Origin of the sequence: Streptomyces sp. NPDC057002 (genome assembly GCF_042673825.1) — a bacterium.
In the GTDB taxonomy this organism is placed as follows: domain Bacteria; phylum Actinomycetota; class Actinomycetes; order Streptomycetales; family Streptomycetaceae; genus Streptomyces.
This window is the reverse complement of record NZ_JBHURZ010000001.1, coordinates 55,186-77,691: the sequence shown is the minus strand read 5'-3', so window position 1 is coordinate 77,691 and position 22,506 is coordinate 55,186. Positions and strand designations below refer to the sequence as shown.

The 22,506-nt window shown below is 69.7% G+C and carries 21 protein-coding genes and 3 pseudogenes; 18 read left to right on the top strand and 6 right to left on the bottom strand.

Annotated elements, in window-relative coordinates:
* Positions 1 to 65 precede the first annotated feature (65 nt).
* A complete protein-coding gene (locus ACFT32_RS00405; RefSeq protein WP_382484047.1) occupies positions 66 to 839 on the top strand; it encodes a carbonic anhydrase in 774 nt (257 codons plus the stop codon).
* Positions 840 to 886: 47 nt separating this feature from the next.
* On the opposite strand, the gene ACFT32_RS00400 is transcribed toward ACFT32_RS00405, so the two are convergent.
* Complete coding sequence (locus tag ACFT32_RS00400) at positions 887 to 2,302, bottom strand: Tat pathway signal sequence domain protein (protein WP_382484044.1); 1,416 nt, start codon at positions 2,300 to 2,302, stop codon at positions 887 to 889.
* A 242-nt stretch (positions 2,303 to 2,544) separates the two neighbouring features.
* Positions 2,545 to 2,925, bottom strand: a pseudogene (locus ACFT32_RS00395) (malate synthase A); the annotation flags it as partial.
* Between the two features lie 169 nt (positions 2,926 to 3,094).
* Between ACFT32_RS00395 and ACFT32_RS00390 the strand changes: the two are divergent.
* From ACFT32_RS00390 to ACFT32_RS00330, 13 genes and pseudogenes are all read left to right on the top strand, one after another.
* Positions 3,095 to 3,268 carry a hypothetical protein gene (locus ACFT32_RS00390; protein ID WP_382484042.1) on the top strand — a complete coding sequence of 58 codons (174 nt, stop codon included), beginning with the start codon at positions 3,095 to 3,097 and terminating at the stop codon, positions 3,266 to 3,268.
* A gap of 287 nt (positions 3,269 to 3,555) precedes the next feature.
* Positions 3,556 to 3,810: pseudogene (locus ACFT32_RS00385) on the top strand (amino acid permease); the annotation flags it as partial.
* An 89-nt stretch (positions 3,811 to 3,899) separates the two neighbouring features.
* Complete coding sequence (locus ACFT32_RS00380) at positions 3,900 to 4,061, top strand: hypothetical protein (RefSeq protein WP_382484040.1); 162 nt, start codon at positions 3,900 to 3,902, stop codon at positions 4,059 to 4,061.
* Positions 4,058 to 4,147: a K(+)-transporting ATPase subunit F gene (gene kdpF, locus ACFT32_RS00375; RefSeq protein WP_037770757.1), complete on the top strand. Its 90-nt coding sequence runs from the start codon at positions 4,058 to 4,060 to the stop codon at positions 4,145 to 4,147. The genes ACFT32_RS00380 and kdpF overlap by 4 nt, the downstream gene beginning before the upstream one ends.
* Position 4,148: 1 nt before the next feature.
* A complete protein-coding gene (gene kdpA, locus ACFT32_RS00370) occupies positions 4,149 to 5,825 on the top strand; it encodes a potassium-transporting ATPase subunit KdpA (protein ID WP_382484038.1) in 1,677 nt (558 codons plus the stop codon).
* A gap of 26 nt (positions 5,826 to 5,851) precedes the next feature.
* Complete coding sequence (gene kdpB / locus ACFT32_RS00365) at positions 5,852 to 7,948, top strand: potassium-transporting ATPase subunit KdpB (RefSeq protein WP_382484036.1); 2,097 nt, start codon at positions 5,852 to 5,854, stop codon at positions 7,946 to 7,948.
* 5 nt (positions 7,949 to 7,953) lie between these two features.
* On the top strand, positions 7,954 to 8,622 hold the full coding sequence (locus ACFT32_RS00360) for a potassium-transporting ATPase subunit C (RefSeq protein ID WP_382484034.1): 669 nt from the start codon (positions 7,954 to 7,956) through the stop codon (positions 8,620 to 8,622).
* Between the two features lie 133 nt (positions 8,623 to 8,755).
* Positions 8,756 to 9,439, top strand: coding sequence for a response regulator (locus ACFT32_RS00355; protein WP_382484031.1), 684 nt, complete (start codon positions 8,756 to 8,758; stop codon positions 9,437 to 9,439).
* Position 9,440: 1 nt separating this feature from the next.
* The gene (locus ACFT32_RS00350) at positions 9,441 to 11,978 is read left to right on the top strand and encodes a DUF4118 domain-containing protein (RefSeq protein ID WP_382484029.1); all 2,538 of its coding nucleotides are present in this window, start codon (positions 9,441 to 9,443) and stop codon (positions 11,976 to 11,978) included.
* A gap of 263 nt (positions 11,979 to 12,241) precedes the next feature.
* Entirely contained in the window at positions 12,242 to 12,577 is a 336-nt protein-coding gene (locus ACFT32_RS00345; protein WP_382484027.1) for an SAV_915 family protein, read from the top strand.
* A gap of 14 nt (positions 12,578 to 12,591) precedes the next feature.
* On the top strand, positions 12,592 to 13,926 hold the full coding sequence (lysA, locus tag ACFT32_RS00340) for a diaminopimelate decarboxylase (RefSeq protein ID WP_382484025.1): 1,335 nt from the start codon (positions 12,592 to 12,594) through the stop codon (positions 13,924 to 13,926).
* A 116-nt stretch (positions 13,927 to 14,042) separates the two neighbouring features.
* Positions 14,043 to 14,261, top strand: a complete 219-nt coding sequence (locus ACFT32_RS00335) for a hypothetical protein (RefSeq protein ID WP_382484023.1) — start codon at positions 14,043 to 14,045, stop codon at positions 14,259 to 14,261.
* Between the two features lie 55 nt (positions 14,262 to 14,316).
* Positions 14,317 to 14,526 carry a hypothetical protein gene (locus ACFT32_RS00330; protein WP_382484022.1) on the top strand — a complete coding sequence of 70 codons (210 nt, stop codon included), beginning with the start codon at positions 14,317 to 14,319 and terminating at the stop codon, positions 14,524 to 14,526.
* A 112-nt stretch (positions 14,527 to 14,638) separates the two neighbouring features.
* Here ACFT32_RS00330 and ACFT32_RS00325 read toward each other — a convergent pair whose 3' ends face one another.
* Positions 14,639 to 15,829 (bottom strand): cytochrome P450, encoded by a 1,191-nt coding sequence (locus tag ACFT32_RS00325; RefSeq protein WP_382484021.1) that lies wholly within the window; start codon positions 15,827 to 15,829, stop codon positions 14,639 to 14,641.
* Between the two features lie 184 nt (positions 15,830 to 16,013).
* Here ACFT32_RS00325 and ACFT32_RS00320 point away from each other — a divergent pair.
* A pseudogene (locus ACFT32_RS00320) lies at positions 16,014 to 16,097 on the top strand (MarR family transcriptional regulator); the annotation flags it as partial.
* 148 nt (positions 16,098 to 16,245) lie between these two features.
* On the opposite strand, the gene ACFT32_RS00315 reads toward ACFT32_RS00320, so the two are convergent.
* Positions 16,246 to 17,964: a VanW family protein gene (locus ACFT32_RS00315; RefSeq protein WP_382484018.1), complete on the bottom strand. Its 1,719-nt coding sequence runs from the start codon at positions 17,962 to 17,964 to the stop codon at positions 16,246 to 16,248.
* Positions 17,965 to 18,183: 219 nt separating this feature from the next.
* Between ACFT32_RS00315 and ACFT32_RS00310 the strand changes: the two genes are divergently transcribed.
* From ACFT32_RS00310 to ACFT32_RS00300, 3 genes are all read left to right on the top strand, one after another.
* Positions 18,184 to 19,443: a glycosyltransferase family 4 protein gene (locus tag ACFT32_RS00310; protein WP_382484016.1), complete on the top strand. Its 1,260-nt coding sequence runs from the start codon at positions 18,184 to 18,186 to the stop codon at positions 19,441 to 19,443.
* Entirely contained in the window at positions 19,440 to 20,249 is an 810-nt protein-coding gene (locus ACFT32_RS00305) for a transferase (protein ID WP_382484013.1), read from the top strand. Before ACFT32_RS00310 ends, ACFT32_RS00305 begins: the two co-directional genes overlap by 4 nt.
* A 187-nt stretch (positions 20,250 to 20,436) precedes the next feature.
* Positions 20,437 to 21,099: a YceI family protein gene (locus ACFT32_RS00300; protein ID WP_382484011.1), complete on the top strand. Its 663-nt coding sequence runs from the start codon at positions 20,437 to 20,439 to the stop codon at positions 21,097 to 21,099.
* A gap of 22 nt (positions 21,100 to 21,121) precedes the next feature.
* Here ACFT32_RS00300 and ACFT32_RS00295 read toward each other — a convergent pair whose 3' ends face one another.
* Entirely contained in the window at positions 21,122 to 21,256 is a 135-nt protein-coding gene (locus ACFT32_RS00295; RefSeq protein WP_382484009.1) for a hypothetical protein, read from the bottom strand.
* 237 nt (positions 21,257 to 21,493) lie between these two features.
* Entirely contained in the window at positions 21,494 to 22,495 is a 1,002-nt protein-coding gene (locus ACFT32_RS00290) for an MASE1 domain-containing protein (protein ID WP_382484007.1), read from the bottom strand.
* Between the last annotated feature and the right edge of the window lie 11 nt (positions 22,496 to 22,506).

Here is a 22,506-nt window from a genome sequence, read left to right as displayed (position 1 = left end):
CCCAACTCTCACCATGAATCGGCAAGGATCGCGGCCGGACCCGAACTCGGGCATACGTTCTGGTCGTGAACACAGATTCCGCTGCCCACAGAGGCGCCGGCCGTGAACCGCACCCCTTCGCCGGTCCACGGCCGACCAACGGTGGCACCGTCCGCCGCACTCTCCTGCGCACCGCGCTGACCGGAGCCGCAGCTCTCGGCGCGGGCCTCGGCGCCGCCCGGCCGGCCACCGCCGCCCCCACCCAAGGCTCACGGCCCAGCACCCCGGCCGAGGCCCTCAAAGAGCTGGCCGCCGGCAACCGTCGCTGGCGTGCCTACCGCGAACGCCACCCGCACGAAACCCCGGAGATCCGGCGCGCGTTGGCCACAGCTCAGCACCCCTTCGCGGTCGTGCTCGGCTGTATCGACTCCCGCGTCCCCCCGGAACTGGTCTTCGACCAGGGACTGGGCGACCTGATCACCGTACGCAGCGCCGGTGAGGTCCTGGACGAGGCCGTGCTCGGCAGCGTCGCCTACGGCGTTCTGGAACTCGGCATACCCCTGGTCGTCGTGCTCGGGCACCAGTCGTGCGGCGCGGTGCGTGCCGCTGTCGAGGCCGAGCAGTCCGGGAGCCAACTGCCCGCGCACATCCAGTACCTGGCCGACCGGATAAGCCCGGCCATAGACCACAGCAAGGAAGGCGACGCCCGCATCGACGCGACCGTCGACGCCAATGTCAGGCTCGTACGCTCCGAGCTGGAAGCGGAGCCGGACCTCGCCGCCAAGATCACCACAGGCAGGCTGGCGATCGTGGGCGCCCGCTACGAGCTGACCAACCAGACCGTCCATCACGTCAGTTGAGAAGCTGCCCGGTCCGTCGCACGCGTCGGCGGACCGGGCATCCCTGGTCACGCCTCCAGCGGATTGGAGCGCGCCGCGGCCAGCAGGTACCAGGCGGTGGCCCCCGTGTGCCGGTACGGGTAGTAGCCGAAGCCGAACCCGGTGTCCAGCGGACTGCTCGCGGACACCACACCGCAGCGCTCGGGAAGCGCCCGGCCGCCGACGGTCTGACCGCCTCCCAGCAGATCCTGGGCCTGCTCGATCGAGGCGATCAGCCGCCGGGCACGCGCCTCGTCACCACGGCCACTCCGGTCCCGCAGGGCGAGCGCGAGGTGAGCAGTCCCCTCGAACCACACCCCGTTGCGGTCGGGCCTGGGCTGGCCCTCGGCGATCGGCGCGTCCTCGTTCGCCAGGAGGCTCGCCGAGCTGAAGGTGACACCCTCGTACGACTGCCCCGCGGGCACCGTGCTGTTCGCGCGCCCGGCATGATCCAGGACGGCCAGCTCGGCCGCGGCCCAGTCCAGAGAACGCGAGTAGCCACGGCCACGGGAGCCGAGGGCGAGATGGGTCCAGGTCTGGGTGTCCTCCGGTACCGGGGTCTTGTTGACGGTCACACCGTCGTTCGTTCCCGTGTAGAAGAAGCCCCCGGACGGCTCCCACATCCTCCGCACGAACGCCTCGGCCCGCCCGCGCCGCTCCAGCCACACCCGGTCCCCGGTGAGCCGGGCGAGCCGGCCGAAGAGACACACGAGGTCGGTGTTGTGCTCGGTGGAGGTGAACGGCAGCCTCTGGTTCGCGCCGTCCACCCCGAACTTGTAGCCGCCGAGCGGCTCGTCGGTCCGGCCGGTGCGCTCGATCCACTCGCCGATCCGTACGGCACCGGCGAGGAAGCGGCGCGCCCGGGTACGGCGGGCGAGCGCGCTGAGCGCGATCCCGGCCCAGGCCATGTCGCCCACGGCCGTGCCGGTGAAGCCGAACTGTGCACCCACGTTGGCGGTGCCGTCCGCCCGTACGAAGCCGTCGGGCTGCAGTGAGCCGTCGTAGAAGGTGTACGGCCCGACGTTGTAGGCCTGCCGGAGCCTGCCGTCGTCGTACGCCGGGTCGTGTGTCTGGGCGTAGAGCAGGGCGTCGCCCAACGCGGTCGCCCGGGGCAGGCCGTCGGCGGTCCGGGCCGCGAGGTGGGCCAGGACCGCGAGGGCGTTGTCGTAGGTGAAGGCAGTGCTGAAGAGGCCGGCCTGGTCGGTGTAGCTCTGGGTCAGGCGGATGCCGCCGTGGTCGGGGTAGGCGTCCATGGCGGCGGCGAGGAAGGAGCGTCCCCGGGCCGGGGCCGATCCTCGGCCGGTGGCCGACCCCCGACCGGTGACGGCCGAACCGGCCGCCATGGCCTGCCCGGAGCCGGCCGCGGCCAGCCCCACGGCGCTGATGCCGAGTCCGGCACCGATGAGCGAACGCCGACTGAACGCCGGGCCCTGTCTGCCAGTCATGTGACTCCCTTGAGAGCGCTCTCAATGCTGGGCGCCTATTCTGCTGAGGCCCTGAGAGCGGGTCAACGCCTGAGCTTGCCTTTGCAGGACCCTGCCAGGGGCCCTCAGGCTTCTATGGGCTGACTGAGACATGGCTTTCTTCATCGGCCGGCGGGGTAGGCGGGGTGCTCAGACCCCACACCTCGGCGATGCCGGCGCCCATTTGCCCGCCGCCGACCACGCCGACGCGCCGGATGCCCCGCTCATGCCCCCGCCTTCGTCCGCCGCACGAGGTGACGGGTGTACGCGTCCGGCGTGAAGAACTGCGGCAACTCTCCCGCCAGGGCGGTCCGTTCGAAGAGCGAGCGGACGTCGTCGACCGGTGCCCAGGGATACTCGGCACCGAGCGCGGCGATCTCGTCGTCGAGCAGTCGCAGCACCGTCTCCCGGTCGATGACGCGGTGCCGCAGCCACTGCCAGATCTGCACGCGGGCGATCTCGGCGGTCGCCGCGTCCTCCATCAGGCCGTACAGCGCGACGGCGCCCTGTCCGCGCAGCCAGGCGGCGAAGTAGCGCAGTGCGACGGCGATATTGGTGCGCACCCCGTCAGGGGTGGGCGGGCCGCTGATCCGGCGCACCGACAGCCCCGAGCGGTCACCCGGCACCGCGGGGGCTGGGGCGCACGCTGCGGATCGACCAGAACAGCAGCACGTTCGTGCCGTACCCGGCGACGTGATCTCTGCCGCGTTAGGAACGCGACAGTATTCAAGGCATTGCTTGCGCTGGACGGCCGACCTTCCAGACGCTGACAGCGTGGCTACTGACTGGTTCCCCGACCGCGGTGTTCGTCGCCTGGTGATCGTGCTGGGCACCGCCGGCCCGGCCGTGCTCATGGGCGGCATCGCCGGCGATCTGCTGTGGGTCGTCGGCCTGGGAGCCTGGATGTTCATGATCGCCGTCATCATCGAGCTGGTCTACCGCCCTTGACACCTGCTCCGGGGTTGCATCCGGTACCCAGCCGGATGCGGCATTTGATTCGATCGAAGGTGCCGTGAAGGGGTGCCCGGACGCGAAGGCGGCGACCACCGTGGCCTCCGGCCGACCGGACTTTTCGGCACACCAGCGCTCACCTCAGCGGGCCAGGTCACGTCAAGGCAGCGTCAAGGTCCCGGGGACCGGCGCCAAGGAACCGCTAGCAACCGCGCCGCCCGCCGCCTGAAGCGGCTTTCTTGGGAGGAAGCACCTGGAGGAACCCTTCCGCACAGGGGAGTTGCGCCAGTGTGGACCCCGGGGTGCCCCTGGTCCGGCTGGCCGGCGAGCGGCGCAGCCTGGGCCGTCCGATCGCCGCCTACGTCCGTGAGGTGGCCGCCGCCGAGCCGGGTACGCGGGTCACCGTGCTGATCCCGGAGACCGAGCCGGAGCGGCTGTGGCAGCGAACGCTGCAGAACCAGCGGGGCGCGGTCGTCGCGCACGCCGTGCGGCGGGAGACGGACGCGGTGATCTGCCGGCTGCGCTTCCGGCTCCTCTGAACCCTCCGCGCGATGCCTGCTCACCGCTACGGCTCAGGCGGCGTAAGAGACCCGTCAAAGCCGTGGGCCGCGCCGTAAGGGAGCCGTCAATGGCCGATCCGATCAGGCCAAAGAGGAGCTTTCCTCTAATCGTCCGCACACACCGAACCTCACTCCAGGAGTTCGCGATGGCCGATCTGGCCTTCGTCATCGCCACGATCGCGGGTTTCGCGCTGGTGGCTCTCGTCGCCAAGGGGGTGACGAAGCTGTGACCGTCGAGAACGTTGTCGGTCTGGTCGTGGCCGTCGCCCTGCTCGGCTATCTCGTCCTCGCCCTGATCTTCCCGGAGAGGTTCTGAGATGGGGCCCGTAGCCGCGGGCGTGCTTCAGCTGCTCGCCCTCATAGGAGCCCTGGCGCTCGTCTACATCCCCCTGGGCAACTACATGGCCAAGGTCTACTCCTCGAAGAAGCACCTGCGTGCCGAGAAGTGGATCTACAAGGCCATCGGTGCCGACCCCGACACCGAGATGACCTGGCCCGCGTACCTGCGCGGGATCCTCGCCTTCTCGGTCGTCGGTGTGCTGTTCCTCTTCCTGCTCCAGCGGCTCCAGGGCATCCTTCCCGGCTCGCTCGGCTTCGACTCGGTCAACCCGGCGCAGTCGTTCAACACGGCCGTGTCGTTCGTGACCAACACCAACTGGCAGTCGTACTACGGCGAACAGACCATGGGGCACGTCGTGCAGACCGCCGGTCTCGCCGTGCAGAACTTCGTCTCCGCTGCCGTCGGCATGGCCGTCGCGGTGGCGCTGGTGCGGGGCTTCGCGCGCTCGCGCACCGGTGAGCTCGGCAACTTCTGGTCCGACCTGGTGCGCGGCACCCTGCGGATCCTGGTACCGCTCTCCGTGGTCGCCGCCCTCGTCCTCGTGGCGTGCGGTGCCATCCAGAACTTCTCCGGCATCCACGAGGTCGGCCAATTCCTCAATGGGCACAGCTTGGGCGGGACGCAGCAGTGGAACGGCGGCGCCGTCGCCTCGCAGGAGGCCATCAAGGAGATCGGCACCAACGGCGGCGGCTACTTCAACGCCAACAGCGCCCACCCCTTCGAGAATCCGACGCCCTTCACCAACCTCTTCGAGATCTTCCTGATCCTGGTGATCCCGTTCGCGCTGACCCGCACCTTCGGCGTGCTGGTCGGTTCGGTGAAGCAGGGCTACGCGATCCTCGCCACGATGTTCACCATCTGGCTGGGCTTCGTCGCCCTGATGATGTGGACCGAGTTCGCCCACCACGGTCCGGCGCTCCAGGCAGCGGGCGGTGCGTACGAGGGCAAGGAGGTCCGCTTCGGCATCGGCGGCTCGTCGATCTTCGCGGTGTCGACCACGCTCACCTCGACCGGCGCGGTGGACTCCTTCCACTCCTCCTTCACCGGCCTCGGCGGCGGTATCACCATGCTCGGCATGATGCTGGGCGAGATCGCGCCCGGCGGTACCGGTTCGGGCCTGTACGGCATGCTGATCATGGCGGTCATCGCGGTGTTCATCGCCGGCCTGATGGTCGGCCGGACACCCGAGTACCTGGGCAAGAAGATCGGCACCCGCGAGATCAAGCTCGCCGCCTGCTACATCCTCATCACCCCGGCGCTGGTGCTCGTCTTCACCGCGGCCTCCATGGCCCTGCCGACCCCGCCGAACTCGATGCTGAACTCCGGCGCGCACGGCTTCTCCGAAGTGCTGTACGCCTTCACCTCCGCCGCGAACAACAACGGTTCGGCCTTCGCGGGGCTGAACGCGAACACCGACTGGTTCAACACCATGACCGGGCTCGCGATGCTGCTCGGCCGATTCCTGCCGATGGTGTTCGTGCTCGCGCTGGCCGGTTCGCTCGCCGAGCAGAAGCCCGTGCCCGTGACCGCGGGCACCCTGCGCACCGAGAAGCCGCTGTTCACCGGCCTGCTGGTCGGCGCGATCCTCATCATCACCGGTCTGACCTACTTCCCGGCACTCGCGCTGGGACCGCTCGCCGAGGGGCTGGCGTGATGACCACCCGTACGGAGAGTGAAGAAATGTCCACAGCCACTCCGACCCGGGCGCCGCACGACGACGTACCCACCGGGCACAAGGAGGGCCGGGTCGGTGCCGGCCTGTTCGACCCCAAGCAGCTCGTCAAGTCGCTGCCGGACGCCTTCCGCAAGCTCGACCCGCGGGTGATGGTCAAGTCGCCCGTGATGTTCGTGGTGTGGATCGGCTCGGTCCTGACGACCGTCTTCTCCTGCACGGATCCGGGGGACTGGTTCGGCTGGGCGATCAGTGCCTGGCTGTGGCTGACCGTGGTTTTCGCCAACTTGGCGGAAGCCGTCGCCGAGGGCCGCGGCAAGGCGCAGGCGGACACCCTGCGCAAGGCCAAGACCGACACGATCGCCCGCCGGCTGCTCACCGATGGTGCGGAGGAGCAGGTCCCCGGTACCGAGTTGCGCATCGGCGACCTGGTCGTCTGCGAGGCCGGCGACATCATTCCCGGCGACGGTGACGTCGTCGAGGGCGTCGCGAGCGTGGACGAGTCGGCGATCACCGGTGAATCGGCCCCGGTCATCCGGGAGTCGGGTGGCGACCGGTCAGCTGTCACCGGTGGTACGAAGGTGCTCTCGGACCTGATCGTCATCAGGATCACGACCAAGCCGGGCGAGACCTTCATCGACCGGATGATCAATCTGGTCGAGGGCGCGGCACGCCAGAAGACACCGAACGAGATCGCGCTGAACATCCTGCTCGCCTCGCTGACGATCGTGTTCCTGCTGGCCTGTGCCACGCTGCCGCCGTTCGCGGACTACGCGGGCACCGACCTGACGATGGTCGTGCTGGTGGCGTTGCTGGTGTGTCTCATTCCGACCACCATCGGTGCCTTGCTCTCCGCGATCGGTATCGCCGGTATGGACCGGCTGGTGCAGCGCAACGTCCTGGCCATGTCGGGCCGGGCGGTCGAGGCCGCCGGTGACGTCTCGACCCTGCTGCTCGACAAGACCGGCACCATCACCCTCGGCAACCGGCAGGCCGCCGAGTTCGCGCCGGTCAGCGGCACCACCGAGGCCGAACTGGCCGACGCCGCCCAGCTGTCCTCGCTGGCAGACGAGACACCCGAGGGCCGCTCCATCGTCGTCCTCGCGAAGGAGAAGTACGGACTGCGCGAGCGTCACCAGGGCGAGTTGGCCGGGGCCGAGTGGATCGCCTTCACCGCGCAGACCCGGATGTCCGGCGTGGATGTCGACGGGCGCAAGATCCGCAAGGGCGCGGCCGGTTCGGTCGTCGCCTGGGTGGCGGAACAGGGCGGTGAAGTCGCCCGGGACGCACAGGAGTTGACCGATCGGATCTCCGAGGCGGGCGGCACGCCGCTCCTGGTCGCGATCGAGGACCTCGACGGCGCCTGCGTGCTCGGCGTCATCCACCTCAAGGACGTCGTCAAGGACGGCATGCGCGAGCGGTTCGAGGAACTGCGCCGCATGGGCATCAAGACCGTCATGATCACGGGCGACAACCCGCTGACGGCCAAGGCCATCGCCGAGGAGGCCGGCGTCGACGACTTCCTCGCCGAGGCCACCCCCGAGGACAAGATGGCCCTCATCAAGCGCGAGCAGGCGGGCGGCAAGCTGGTCGCGATGACCGGCGACGGCACCAACGACGCCCCGGCCCTCGCCCAGGCGGACGTCGGCGTGGCGATGAACACGGGTACGTCGGCCGCGAAGGAGGCCGGCAACATGGTCGACCTCGACTCCAACCCGACCAAGCTCATCGAGATCGTCGAGATCGGCAAGCAACTGCTCATCACCCGGGGCGCGTTGACGACGTTCTCCATAGCCAACGACGTCGCCAAGTACTTCGCGATCATCCCGGCGCTGTTCGCGGCGGTCTACCCGGGCCTGGACAAGCTCAACATCATGGGCCTGTCCTCACCGGACTCCGCGATCCTGTCGGCCGTCATCTTCAACGCGCTGATCATCATCGCCCTGGTGCCGCTCTCGCTGAAGGGCGTGCGCTACCGGCCGGTCAGCGCCGACAAGCTGCTGCGCCGCAACCTGACCGTCTATGGCATCGGCGGGCTGATCGCGCCGTTCATCGGCATCAAGATCATCGACCTTCTCATCTCTCAGATCCCCGGGATCGGGTGAAGGACATGAACAACTCCCTTGCGAACACTGCCCGATTGCTCGGGGCGGGACTGCGGGCACTGCTCGTCCTGACCGTGCTCACCGGCATCCTCTATCCGCTGGCGGTCACAGGTGTGGCTCAGGCGCTCTTCAACGACAAGGCGAACGGCTCCGAGATCAAGGCGGACGGCAGGGTCGTCGGCTCGTCCCTGATCGGGCAGTCGTACAACCTGCCGCTGAAGAAAGGCCAGGAGACCCCGGAACCGGACCTGAAGTGGTTCCAGGGCCGTCCGGCGAACGGGCTCGGTGCCAACAGCATCAACACGCGGTACAAGCTGCTGCTCTCCGGCGCCACCAACCTCTCCGCCGACAACAAGGACCTGATCGGACAGGTGGAGGACGCCAAGGCCGCGGTAGTGAAGGACAACTCCGTGTCCGGCTACACCGTCAAGCCGTCGGACATCCCCGCCGACGCGGTCACCTCCTCCGGCTCCGGCCTCGACCCGAACATCTCCCCGGCCTACGCCGAGCTCCAGGTCCACCGGGTCGCGGCGAAGAACGGCCTGCCCGTCGCCCAGGTGAACAAGCTGGTCGAGAACCACACCGAGGGCCGCACGCTGGGCTTCATGGGCGAGCCCCGGGTGAACGTCCTCGAACTCAACATCGCGCTCAAGGACCTCGCAGCGAAGCAGTGAGGGCCTTACGTGATCCAGAGGGGAGCCGGCGGACCGGGAGGCATTCCGGACCCGTCGGCTCCCGCCGCCATGAAGTCGGTCGCCCCGCCTTGGGCGCGCACGGCCCGACGCACGACAGGAGAGGCACACGCCCATGACCCGGGTGCTCGTGGTGGAGGACGACCCGCAGCTCGTACGGGCCCTCGTCATCAACCTGCAGGCACGCCAGTACGGAGTGGACGCCGCCCCCGACGGCACCACCGCCCTCCGGCTCGCCGCCGCGCGTCAGCCCGACGTGGTCCTGCTCGACCTCGGCCTGCCCGACATGGACGGCGTCGACATCATCAAAGGCCTGCGGGGCTGGAGCCGTATGCCCATCCTGGTCCTGTCCGCCCGGCAGGCGTCCGACGAGAAGGTGGCGGCACTCGACGCGGGCGCCGACGACTACATCATCAAGCCGTTCAGCATGGACGAGCTGCTGGCCCGGCTGCGGGCCGCCGTCCGCCGTACCGAGGACGCGCCGCTCGTCCCCGAGACGACCCTCGTCGAGACGGCGGACTTCAGCATCGATCTGCTCGCCAAGAAGGTCGTCCGGGACGGCCAGGACGTGCGGCTGACCCCGACCGAGTGGCACCTGCTGGAGATCCTGGTGGTCAATCCGGGCCGGCTGATCACGCAGAAGCAGCTTCTCCAGGAGGTCTGGGGCGTCTCACAGAGCAGCAAGACCAACTATCTGCGGGTCTACATGGCCCAGCTGCGACGCAAGCTGGAGACGGACCCCTCCCACCCCCGCTATCTGATCACAGAGCCCGGCATGGGCTACCGCTTCGAGGGATGACATGGCACGCGGCAAGCTTCGGATCTATCTCGGCGCGGCACCCGGCGTCGGCAAGACCTACGCCATGCTCTCCGAGGCACACCGCCGGATCGAGCGCGGCACCGACTGTGTGGTCGCGTTCGTGGAGCACCACGGCCGGCCGCGCACCGAGGTGATGCTGCACGGCCTGGAGGAGATCCCGCGCAAGGAACTGGAGTACCGGGGCACCACCTTCACCGAGATGGACATCGACGCCGTCCTCGCCCGACGCCCTCAGGTGGCGATGGTCGACGAACTGCCCCACACCAACGTTCCCGGCTCCCGCAACACCAAGCGCTGGCAGGACGTGGAGGAACTGCTCGCGGCCGGGATCGACGTCGTCTCCACCGTCAACATCCAGCATCTCGAGTCGCTCGGTGACGTCGTCGAGTCGATCACCGACGTCCGGCAGCAGGAGACCGTGCCCGACGAAGTGGTCCGCAGGGCCGACCAGATCGAGCTGGTCGACATGTCACCGCAGGCGCTGCGGCGGCGGATGGCGCACGGCAACATCTACAAGCCGGACAAGGTCGACGCGGCCCTCTCCAACTACTTCCGGCCGGGCAACCTGACCGCCCTGCGGGAGCTGGCGCTGCTGTGGGTGGCCGACCGGGTCGACGCGTATCTCACCGAGTACCGCAACGAGCACAAGGTCTCGGCCATCTGGGGCTCGCGCGAGCGCATCGTCGTCGGCCTGACCGGCGGCCCCGAGGGCCGCACCCTGATACGCCGTGCCGCGCGGCTCGCGGAGAAGGGCGCCGGCGGCGAGGTCATGGCCGTCTACATCTCCCGCAGTGACGGTCTCACCGCCGCCTCCCCGAAGGAACTGGCCGTCCAGCGCACACTGGTCGAGGACCTCGGCGGCACCTTCCACCAGGTCGTCGGCGAGGACATACCGGTGGCCCTGCTGGACTTCGCACGCGGAGTCAACGCCACGCAGATCGTCCTCGGTGTCTCACGGCGCAAGGGATGGCAGTACGTCTTCGGGCCGGGCGTCGGCGCGACGGTTGCCCGGGACTCCGGCCCGGACCTCGACGTCCACCTCATCACCCATGACGAGGCAGGCAAGGGGCGCGGCCTTCCGGCGGCGCGCGGAGCACGTCTGGGACGTTCCCGGGTCATCCGGGGCTGGATCGTCGGCGTCCTGGGCCCCGCAGTACTCACCTGGCTCCTCACCAGCGCCACCCCGGACGTCGGCCTCGCCAACGACATGCTGCTGTTCCTCACCCTGACCGTGGCGTCGGCCCTGCTGGGCGGGCTCATCCCGGCCCTGGCCTCCGCGGTGGTGGGCTCCCTCCTGCTCAACTGGTACTTCACCCCGCCCGTTCACACGCTGACGATCGCCGACCCGAAGAACATCGTCGCCATCGCGATCTTCGTAGGGGTCGCCGTGTCGGTGGCCTCGGTGGTGGACCTCGCGGCCCGCCGCACCCACCAAGCGGCGCGGCTGCGTGCCGAATCGGAGATCCTCTCCTTCCTCGCGGGGAACGTCCTGCGCGGCGAGACCTCACTGGAGGAGCTGCTGGAGCGGGTCCGCGAGACCTTCGGCATGGAGTCGGTGGCCCTGCTCGAGCGGACCGACGAGACGGAACCCTGGACGTGCGCCAGCAGTGTAGGACCCCGGCCCGCCGAGAATCCTGATGACGCGGATGTCGACGTCCCCGTCGGAGACCACATGGCTCTGTCCCTGCGCGGCCGTGTGCTGCCGGCCGCCGACCGCCGGGTGCTGGCCGCGTTCGCCGCACAGGCCGCCGTCGTCCTGGACCGCCAGCGCCTGCGGCGAGAGGCCGACCGTGCCAAAGAACTGGCCGAGGGCAACCGCATACGGACCGCGCTGCTCGCCGCCGTCAGCCATGACCTGCGCACCCCGCTCGCCGGCATCAAGGCTGCCGTGTCCTCACTGCGCTCCGAGGACGTCGCCTGGTCCGAAGAGGACCAGGCCGAACTGCTGGAGGCCATCGAGCAGGGCGCCGACCGGCTCGACCTCCTGGTCGGCAACCTGCTCGACATGTCCCGCCTCCAGACCGGCACGGTCACCCCGATCATCCGAGAGACCGACCTCGACGAGGTCGTGCCCATGGCGCTCGGCGGAGTCCCCGAGGACAGCGTGGCACTCGACATCCCCGAGACCCTGCCCATGGTCCACGTAGACCGGGGACTGCTGGAACGCGCCGTCGCCAACGTCGTCGAGAACGCCGTCAAGTACAGCCCGCACGGCGAGAAGGTCCTGGTCTCGGCGAGTGCCCTCGCCGCCCGCGTCGAGGTGCGGGTCGTCGACCGCGGACCCGGCGTACCGGACGAGGCCAAGGACCGCATCTTCGAACCCTTCCAGCGCTACGGCGACTCACCCCGCGGAGCCGGTGTCGGCCTGGGCCTCGCGGTCGCGCGCGGCTTCGCCGAGGCCGTCGGCGGCACGCTCCACGCGGAGGACACCCCCGGCGGCGGCCTCACCATGGTCCTCACGGTACGGACGGCACCCGAGCGGCGGCCGCAGCACCCGAGCCTGCCGGCCGCGTTCTGAAGCGCTCAGGCGTTGGGCGGCACGGTGTCGAACTCGAACACCCCCCGCGATCGTTCGTGGCGTAGTCCTGACGGCCCCTTCCATGCCCTCTCACCAGCGGCGTCAGCACTCCGTCAAGGTCGGCGGGATCGCCGTCAGGGTCCCGTCAAGGGACGTCCTGGAGTCGGGGACACCGGGCATAAGGTCGTTGGCGAGCCCCGGTCCGCCTCCCCGCGTCCGGGGCCTTTCAGACCACTCACTTTCTGTCTCTCAGGAGGCACCCCATGGCAGAACTTCTCCTCGGCGACGACCCCGAACCTCCTGATCGGTTCCCGGCCGGACCCCTCTGCGTCCCGGTCCGGCCGGGACCCTCCGGGTACGCGACCCGGCTGTTCCGCACCCCGCTCGGGGAGCGTACGGCCGTCGGTTTCACCTCCGCACAGCGACTGACCGCCACGCTCGGCCCCGACCAGGCGTGGATCCATCTCGCCGAGCCCGTCCTGCGGTCGCTGACCGCCCCGCTCGGCATCACCACCGTCACGGTGGACCCGCTGTTCTCGGCATCGGCTCCCGCTCCGGTCGAGCCCGCCGCTCCCGTTCCCGCACTGCGGATCGCCTGAGAGGGGCAGACACCATGACCACCGTTCACGAACCCACCACCACGACCACTTCGGCAGAGCTGTCGGTGTGGCCCGCCTCGGCCACAGAGCCCCGGCGCGGCGAACTCGACGTGGGCGGCGTATCGCTCGCCGAGATCGCCGACCGCTTCGGCACCCCCGTCTACATCCTCGACGAGACCGAGGTCCGCGACCGCTGCCGCACCTACCGGGACGCCTTTCCCGACGCCGACATCCTCTACGCGGCCAAGGCGTTCCTGTGCCGGGCCATGGCCCACTGGGTCGACGAGGAGGGCCTCGGCCTGGACGTCTGCTCCGCCGGTGAGCTGGAACTCGCCGTCACCACCGGCTTCCCGCCGGAGGGGATCGTGCTGCACGGCAACGCCAAGTCCCCGCGCGACCTGGACACCGCCCTGCGCCTGGGCGTCGGACGGATCGTCATCGACAGCCCCTCGGAGATCGCGCGGCTGGCCGCCGCCGTCGGGCCGCACGGGCACCAGAAGGTGATGGTCCGCGTGGTCCCCGGCATCAGCGCCGGCGGCCACGCCAAGATCCGCACCGGCACGGACAACCAGAAGTTCGGCCTGTCGATCGCCGACGGCTACGCCCAGCACGCCATCGCCCGCATCCTGGACCAGCCCCAGCTCGAACTCACCGGCCTGCACTGCCACTTGGGCTCCCAGATCACCAGCGTCAAGCCGTACCTCGTCGCCGTACGCCGCATGGTCGGTCTCATGGCTCGCCTGCATGAACAGCACGGCCTGGTCCTGCCCGAGCTCGACCTCGGGGGCGGCCACGGCATCGCCTACCGCCCGGGGGAGGAGGGCCTGAACCTGACGTCCCTGGCCCGCAAGGTCCGCGCCGAACTCGCCGGCGCCTGTGCCACGGCCGGGCTCCCCGTGCCCCGCCTGATCATCGAACCGGGACGGGCGATCGTCGGCCCGGCGGGCATCGCCCTGTACCGCGTCCTGTCCGTGAAGCACACGGGCCAACACGTCTTCGTGGCCGTGGACGGCGGAATGAGCGACAACCCGCGCCCGGCCCTGTACGGCGTCCGCTACGCCCCTCGCCTGATCGGCAGGCACAGCACCGCGGCCCCGGCCCGGACGACCGTGGTCGGCCGGCACTGCGAGGCCGGCGACATCCTGGCCGCCGACGCGGAACTCCCCGCCGACGTACGCCCGGGTGACCTCCTCGCCGTACCCGTGGCAGGCGCGTACCACCTGTCCATGGCCTCCGGCTACAACCTGGTCGGCCGTCCTCCCGTCGTCGCCGTACGCGACGGCCTCGCCCGCCTCCTCGTGCGTCGCGAGTCCCTGGAAGACATCCGCAGCCGGGATGTGGGCCTGTAGCGAACCCGCACCCCTCAACTCCGGGCGGGCCGGTCATCCCTCACCCACGCCGTCCCGTGCACGGTCGAGTGCTGACTGTTGCCCCCAGAAGTCGACGTGCTGGCCCGGTTCGGCAGATGGGCACTGACCTCGTCGGGCAGGGGGTCCAGCCGCCCGGAGGCGAGCTGACGCAGTCGGCCTCCGGTGAGTTAGTCGTCGATCTCGCGAAGCGTCTGCTGGAACTCCTCGTCGGTGGTGATCTCAGGTCCCGGATACGGGCCAGGGGGACTCCGGCCTCGGCGAGCGTCCGGATCTTGACCAGGTCGATGGCGTCGGTGGCGCTGTACCGCCGGTAGCCGGAAGCATCGCGTCGGGCTCAGGGAGCTGGCCGATGAGGGCAACGAGACGGCTATGGACCGGCTGGCCGACCTCGCCGACGCAGCCGGCGACCTCGCAGAGCTGAGCGAGCTGTTGGACGAGGGATCCATGCACGCCGGGTCGCTGCTCACTCGACGTGCGGTGGCGACCGGCGACCTGCGAGAGCTCCAACGGATCTCCGACGCCGGATACGACCAGGCCGGGAACGAGCCGGACCGGCTGCTGAACGCCCCGGCCGACTGACATCGAGATGGGGGATTCGACGGCCGGAGCGGCTCGGGCGTGATCATCGCAGGCGGGCGACCGTAGCGGTGGCGGGCGATCGTACGCGAACTCACCCGTCACCGCTGCGCCGTCACACGTCCCAGGTGACGGGGAGGTTCTTCACCCCGTGGATGTCCGCGGTCTCCGGGCGCAGAGCGACGTGTTCGGCCGGTACGGCGAGGCGCAGCGTGGGGAAGCGGTTGAGCAGCGCGGAGAACGCGATCCGCATTTCGATACGGGCCAGTTGCTGGCCCAGGCACAGATGGGTGCCATGACCGAAGGCCAGATGCCCGCCCTCCTGCCGGTGGAGGTCGAGCACGTGGGGCTCGGTGAAGCGCTCGGGGTCACGGTTGGCGGTGTTGTACGACAGGACGACCGTCGTGCCGGCCTCGACGGTCTGGCCGCCCACCTCGACGTCCACCAGCGCCGTCCTCATGAACGACTTGGCGACGCTCAGGTACCGCAGCAGCTCCTCCACGGCCCCGTCGATGAGCGCTGGATCGGCGCGTAGCGCGGCCAGTTGGGCCGGGTTCCGCAGCAGTGCGAAGGTGCCGAGGGACAGCATGTTCGCGGTGGTGTCGAACCCTGCCGCCAGCAGGATCAGGCTGATTCCCTTCAGCTCCTCATCGGTCAGATCGCTGTCGGTGAGGTCGCTGAGCACATCGTCCGTGGGGTTCACGCGCTTGGTGACCACCAGCTGTGCGAGGTAGTCCTGGGTCGCGGTGTAGGCCGCCATCAGGTCCTCGTCGCTCGTCTCCCCGTTCATGAACTTGTCGATCTGTTCCTGGAAGGAATCCCGGTCCTGATACGGCACCCCCAGCAGCTCACAGATGATGATGGTGGGGATGGGCTTGGCGAACGCGGTGACGAGGTCCGTGGGTGGCCCGGCCTTCGCCATGGCGTCCAGGCAGTCGGTGGTGATCTGCTCGATGCGTTCGGTGAGTAACCGCATCCGCCGCGCGGTGAACTTGCCCACCAGCGGCTTCCGGTAGCGCCCGTGCTGTGGATCGTCCATGAGGAGGAACTCGCCGGGCGGTGCCGGAGGGACCTCGAAGTCGACCACGTTCAGAAGGTCTTTGCGTGAACTGAACCGCGGGTCGGCCAGGACCGATCTGACCAGGTCGTATCCGGTGATCAGCCAGCCGGGCTTACCGCCGGGATGGGTGTAGCGGCTGATGGGGCCGTGCCGGCGCGCGTCGACCAGCTCTGCCGGCGGGTCGAAGGGGCAGCCGGGCCGGCGCGTCGTCGGCAGCGTCGGGACGGTGTGGAGCGATTCACCCATGGCTATTCCTCACCTCGCGATAGTACGTGTTCGGCTCGCGCTGAAAGCTACGTTGCGTTCATGGATTCGTCAATCGCCTGAAATGCATTTCACCAGGTAGATGAGGGTGAATTGATGCAATGACGCTGCAAACGAATGCAATGGCGCGTTGCATTGAAAGGCGGCGGTAGCAGACCGTCGGCGCATCGAGTCCGGGCTCGGCGGTGGGCTCTCCTACGCCGAGATCGCCAGGCGACTCGATCGGTCGACCTCGACGCCTCGCGAAGTGGCGGCCGTGACGATGCCGTGCCCCTCGGCCCAGCGCTCGGCGGGGTTGGACTTCACCGTCAACCGGCACCCGAACAGTGCTGTGGACTCCGGAACACCCTCTGACAGGGAAGGAGTCGGCTTCCACGCAGAGGCGAACGGCCGGTGGATCACTCGCACACGATCTCGTCACGCGGCGTGTAGTGCGTCCGGTACGGCTCCCGCTTCACTTCCCTGCCGTCGCTGTAGAAGACCCGCTCCACGGTGACGTCGAACCCTTCGAGCGGCGTCTGCGGCACGCACTCCTTGTCCTTGCTCACCTTCTTCGACGGCTTCTTCACCTCGGTGCGCGGCCCCTTCACCGACTTGATCTCGTCGTACTTTCGGGTGCCGAGGAAGGAGACGGTCACGGACGTGTCCGTGGACTCGGCCCGGATGTAGATCGCCTTGCCGGAGTCGTTGGTGAATCTCAGGTCCAGGCTGCCCCAGGCGACCGTGGCCTCGCGGCCCTCCGGGTAGCGCTCGATGTAGAAGGAGTGCGCGCCGTGCTCCACGGGCTTGACCCCGGCGAAGAACAGCGCGTTGTACATGGTCGTCGCGACCGCCGAGACACCGCCGCCGGACGCCTTCGTGAACTTGTCGTCGAGGATGATGATGCCCTCGACGAAGCCGTTCGCCTCGGTGCGCTCGCCGACGGTCCGGTTGAAGCTCCACGTCTCGTCCGGCTCGACGACGGAGCCGTTGATGAGTTCCACCGCCCGGCCGATGTTCTTCGTGCGGTACTCGGCCGGTTCGAAGTGCACGGTGAAGGAGGACATGGTCTCCGTCAGCCCCAGCTCCGGGGCGTTCTCCCGGGTGACCTCCGGCTGGGTCTCGCGTACGGCCACCTCGCCGCCGCGGTCGGCGCCCGATCGTGTGAGCAGCGGCAGCACCGCCTTGCCCAGCGCCTTGTCGGTGACCTCCCGGCCGACCCTGGCGTCCTCTTCGACCACGACCTTGTCGCCGTTCGACCCCAGCTTCGCGTTCTCGACGGTGGCGGTGACCTCGTCCAGCGGACCGGCCACGGCGGGGTCGGCACGCAGCCCCTTGGCGTCGAGTTCCGGTCTCAGCCTGCCGCCGCCGTCCGGCCGCATGGCCAGATGCTCGCCCAGCACGTCCTGGCCGACCGTGAACCGCCTGCCGCCCGCGGTGAGCGTGACGGGCGCCGACACGGCCGGCTCCGCGAAGGTACGCACCGCCCGCCCGACCTCGTCGGCCGTGACCTTCGGCCGGGTCTCACGGGCGGGCAGCGACGTGACCGCGCCGGCGTCCCCGCGCAGGAAGGAGGCGCGCAGGGGACCGACCGCGGCGTTCACGTCCAGCGCGTACCCCGTGCGGGGCGCGACCTCCTCGACCCGCCCGCCGTCGAAGGAGACGGCACCGTCACGGACCTTCTGGTCGAGCCCCTTCGCCAGCCGCCCGAGGGCCGCCCGGGCCTTGCCCTCGTCCAGGCGTACGACCGGCTCGATCACGCCGCCCGAACGGAAGAAGCCGCCGAACACGCTGAGCGGATCGGCGCCGGTGCGTGCCGCCCGGTCGACGGTCTCCCGGACATCGAAGGAGAGCCCGGCGCGCCGCGGATCGACCGTGCCCGTGCGCTCCCCGACCTTCACGGGCAGCTCCCGCGCACCGTCCGCGCCCAGCTGCCGCTCCAGCTTCCGCACCGCCTCGGCGCGGCTCAGCCCCCCGATCTCCACCCCGCGCACGGTCGTGCCGGTGTCGATCTCCCCGCCCGTCAGCAGCAGCCCGGCGAGATACAGACCGCCCACCCCCACGGCCAGCGCGCCGCCGGCCAGGGCGAAGGGCGGGAGAGAGGTGATGCGCGGAAGGGAGGCTATTCGGGGGCGCATGGGTCTCCTGAAGATCGATACGAGGGTGCACCCGATGACGCGACGCTGCTGCGGGCAAACACGTCAAGCTATTCACAACCGGGCGGCAAACGGGTATGGCCCAGACCACTTATGTCCGAGATCATGTCCGAACCGGCGGGAACGCCCGCCCTGCCCCGCCACGGCCACAGAGTGGTAACGACGAACAACGCTCCGGTCGTCGACGCGGTCTAGGCCACCATGAAGATCTCTTTCCTGATCCACAACGCCTACGGAATCGGAGGCACGATCACCACCACGTTCAACCTGGCCGGGGCGCTCGCCGAGCGGCACGACGTGGAGATCGTCTCCGCGTTACGCCACCGGGAGCACCCCAATCTCACCCCGCACCCCCGGGTGCGGCTGCGGCCGCTGGTGGACCTGCGCAAGGAAGCGGACCATCCGCTGCACCAGAGACCGGCGCGGGTGTACCCGCCCGCCGAGTACCGCCACCACCAGTACAGCGAGCTGACCGACCAGCGGATCGGCGAGCACCTCGAGTCGCTCGACGCCGACGTCGTCATCGGCACCCGCCCGGGCCTCAACGTGCACATCGCACGCCAGGCCCCGCGGCACGTCCTGCGCGTCGGCCAGGAGCACCTCACCCTGGACAACCACTCGCCGCGGCTGCGCACCGCGCTGCGCCGCGCCTACCGCCGCCTCGACGTCGTCACCACCGTCACGGAAGCGGACGCCGCCGCCTACCGGCGCAAGATGTGGCTCCCCGGAGTCCATGTGGAGGCCCTCCCGAACAGCGTCCCCGACCCCGCGCTGCCTCCCGCCGACGGCACCGCCAAGATCGTGATCGCCGCCGGCCGGCTCGTGCGGGTGAAGCGCTACGACCTCCTCATCGAGGCGTTCGCCCAGGTCGCCGCCGCGTTCCCGGACTGGCAGCTGCGCATCTACGGCAAGGGCGAGGAACAGCCCGCGCTGCGGCAGCTCATCGAACGCCTCGGCCTGTGGAACAACGTGTTCCTGATGGGGGCCGCCACCCCCATGGAGGCCGAATGGGCCAAGGCCTCGATCGCCGCGGCCACGTCCGACTTCGAGCCGTTCGGCATGACGATCGTCGAGGCGATGCGCTGCGGACTGCCCGTCGTCAGCACCGACTGCCCCTACGGCCCCGCCGAGATCATCAAGGACGGCGCCGACGGCCGGCTGGTGCCGGTCGGAGACCGCGACGCCCTCGCCTCGGCCCTGCTGGAACTCGTCGGCGACGACGAGCGACGCCGCCGCATGGGCCGCACCGCCCTGGAGAACGCCCACCGCTTCGCCCCGGTCCCTGTCGTCGCACAGGCCGAACGCATCATCGACGAGGCCATGACGGCCAAGAACACGGGCCGGCGGGCCACCGGGCACCGGACGGACAGTCCGCTGGCCGGACGCGGCCACGCCGCCCGCGACCTCGCCCACACCGCGGCCGCCGGCGTCCTGCGCGCGATACGGAAGGGACAACGATGAGCAAGTACCAGGACACCCCCCTGCGCACCGACTGCGCCATCGACACGGACGGCCGGATCACCTTCCGCCTCCCCGCGACCTCGGCCGCCGGCCCCCAGCTGCTGCTGGTGCTGCGCCCCAAGAAGGGCCATCCCGAGACGACCAGCCACCGCCTCGAGCTGGAACCCGACCCGGCCGACGGCAGGCGGCACACCGTACTGGAACCGCACCAGGCCCTCGACGAAGGCCGCTGGGACCTCTTTCTGCTGCCGGAGCCGGGAGCCGAACGGCAGCGGCTGCGACCCGGCCTGCGGGACCTGCGCGTCCTCGTCGACGGACACCTCCGCGACCGGCCCTCGCCGGTCGCCGTCCGGATCCCGTACGTCACGAAGGACGGATTCCTCGCCCTGCGGGCCTGGCTGCGCACCGCCCACGCCGAGGCACGCACCCTCGACGTCACCGAGAAGGCCATCACGGTCGAGGCCCGCCTGCACGGCGCCCGGCTCCACGAGGACGCCACCGTGCGGTTGCGCCTGCGCGGCGGCGACACCGTACGGAGCCTCCGCCCCCGGCTCGACGAGGACGGCAGGGGCTTCTCCTTCACTGCCGGCCGGCAGGACCTGGCGGTCGACGGCGGGGGAGCCGGCCGGTTCTGGGACGCCTTCGTCCGGCCCACCGCCGACGCACGGCCGATCAGGATCGGCCGGCTCCTCGACGACGTGGCGGACCGCAAGCACGTGTACGTCTACCCGGCCGTCACCGTGGACGGAATCGCCGCGCGTCCTTACTACACCGTCGACAACGACCTAGCGATCGAGATGACGTAAGCCGAATACCGATATGCCCGAAATGAAAATCCATGGAGTTTCGGGTGGGTATTTCGTCGAAGCGCCGCGACAGGCGTGTGTGGATTTTGTGTAATGCGGCGGCAAAAAGGTCATGTGCTGGTTCTCAACAGCCGCAAAACGGAAGGGGACTTGCGGCTATAACCAAACTCAAGTACCTAGATGAATCATGAACCTGTTCAACCGCGTCGTGTCGTCCCGCCGGCAGGCGCCGCCCGTCCCCCCACAGCGTCCGGCCGGCGCACCGGCATCCCCCACCGCCGTGCTGCCGGACCCCCACCTGACGAACCTCACCGGTGAATGGGTCGTCGACCCCGCGCACAGCAGGATCGGCTTCTCCGTCCGGCATGCCATGGTGACCACCGTGCGCGGCTGTTTCCTGGAGTACGAAAGCCGGCTCTACTTCGACGCACGCGACCCCGCCCGGTCGCGGGCCGACATCACACTGTTCACCTCCAGCGTCGACACCGGGGTGGAACAGCGCGACGCCCACCTGGTCGGCCGTGACTTCCTGGACGCCGCGACCTATCCGCGTATGCGCTTCACCAGCAGCGGCGTGGAACAGACCGGCTCGGACCTCTTCCGCATGTCGGGCGACCTCACCATCAAAGGCGTCTCAAGGCCCGTCGTACTGGATCTGACCTACATCGGACACGTCACCGACCCCTTCGGATACGAAAGGGCCGGATTCGACGGCACCACCACCATCAACCGCTCCGACTGGGGGCTGACGTACAACAGCAGGCTGGCCGAGGGCGGTGCGATGGTGAGCGAGAAGGTGCGCCTGCAGCTCGACATCGCCGCCATCCGGATGGCTCCGTCGGCCGGCTGACACTCCGGGCGCGGCGTACGGCTCATGACGCGGTGTCGGCCCCGGTCACGACCCGGAACGTGGCCGGGCCGAGCGTGAGGACCCCGTCGCTCAGCGGCGTGCACCGCACACCGCCCCGCCCGCGCAGGGCCCGCTGGGCGCCGGGGCCGATCGTCACGCGTCGATGTCGATGCCCGCGAGCAGGATGTTCCGGCGTGTGTGCCGAAGGCCGGCGTCCTCCGGGAGGCTCTCCGAGGCCATGATGGTCACCGACGCGTTCCGGTGGGCGGGCCGGGGGAGGGCCCGTCCGCCGGTCGTCCGGCCAGCCGGTGCGCGGGCGACACCAGCAGCCGCAGCACCTCCACCTCGGTCATGGCGCCAACCCTACGTCTCGGTAACGGGGTGCCCCGGGTCGTCACTCGTCCTGCCTCCGCCCGAGCCCGCCCTCCTCCAAGGGGGCCCGGCCGTCCGCCGACTCGCCCGCGGTGAGGTGCTCCAGGACCTCGACCAGCTCCTGGCACGCGCGCTCCACGGAACGCCGGGTGTTGATCTGCTCGGTGATCACGGCCGACAGGATGAGCGCCGTCAGGGCCATGGCCCCGTTGAAGGCCTGCAGCTTGAGCATCACCTCCACACGGCTGAGCCCGTCGAACGGCCCGATCCGCTCGGTCGCCGCCACCGTGACCATGATCGAGGCGAAGAGGGCGCACAGCATGCTGCCCGCAAGCTGGAAACGCAGAGCCGCCCAGATCAGCAGGGGATAGACGAGGAACAGCAGACTGAGCCAGCTGTGCGCGGCCAGCGGCACGACGCAGCAGGCGATCAGCGCCAGGCCCGAGGCCTCCTTCCAGCGCGTCAGCCGCAGGGGCGGACGGAGCCGGGACACCAGGAGCAGCACCGGGGTGACGATCAGCACCCCCATCGCGTCACCCACCCACCAGGCCAGCCACACGGCCCAGAAGCTCGGCCAGTCGAGCTTGCCCGTGGCGATCAGAAGGCCGGCGCCCACGGTCGAGCTGATCAGCATGGCGGTGAACGCCCCGAGGAACACCAGGGCGAGGCCGTCCCGCAGCCGCGCGAGATCGGTCCGGAAGCCGGCCCGGCGCAGCAGCAGATACCCGACGACGGGTGCCACCGTGTTGCCCGCCAGGACGCCTAGCGACGAGGGCGTGACGGAGGTGATGGACACGATGACGAGAAAGGCGCCCAGGGCGATCCCCGGCCAGCAGCGCAGCCCGAGGATCAGCAGGAAGGCGACCGAGACGCCGGTGGGGGGCCAGATGGGTGTGACGACCGCGCCCTCGACGACCAGCTCCCGCAGCAGGCCCAGCTTCCCCGACACGTAGTAGCAGGCGGCGACGGCGAGCGTCTGCAGAGCGAGGACGACCGGCTTGCGCAGATCCTGGCTACCCACCACAGCAGCCATGA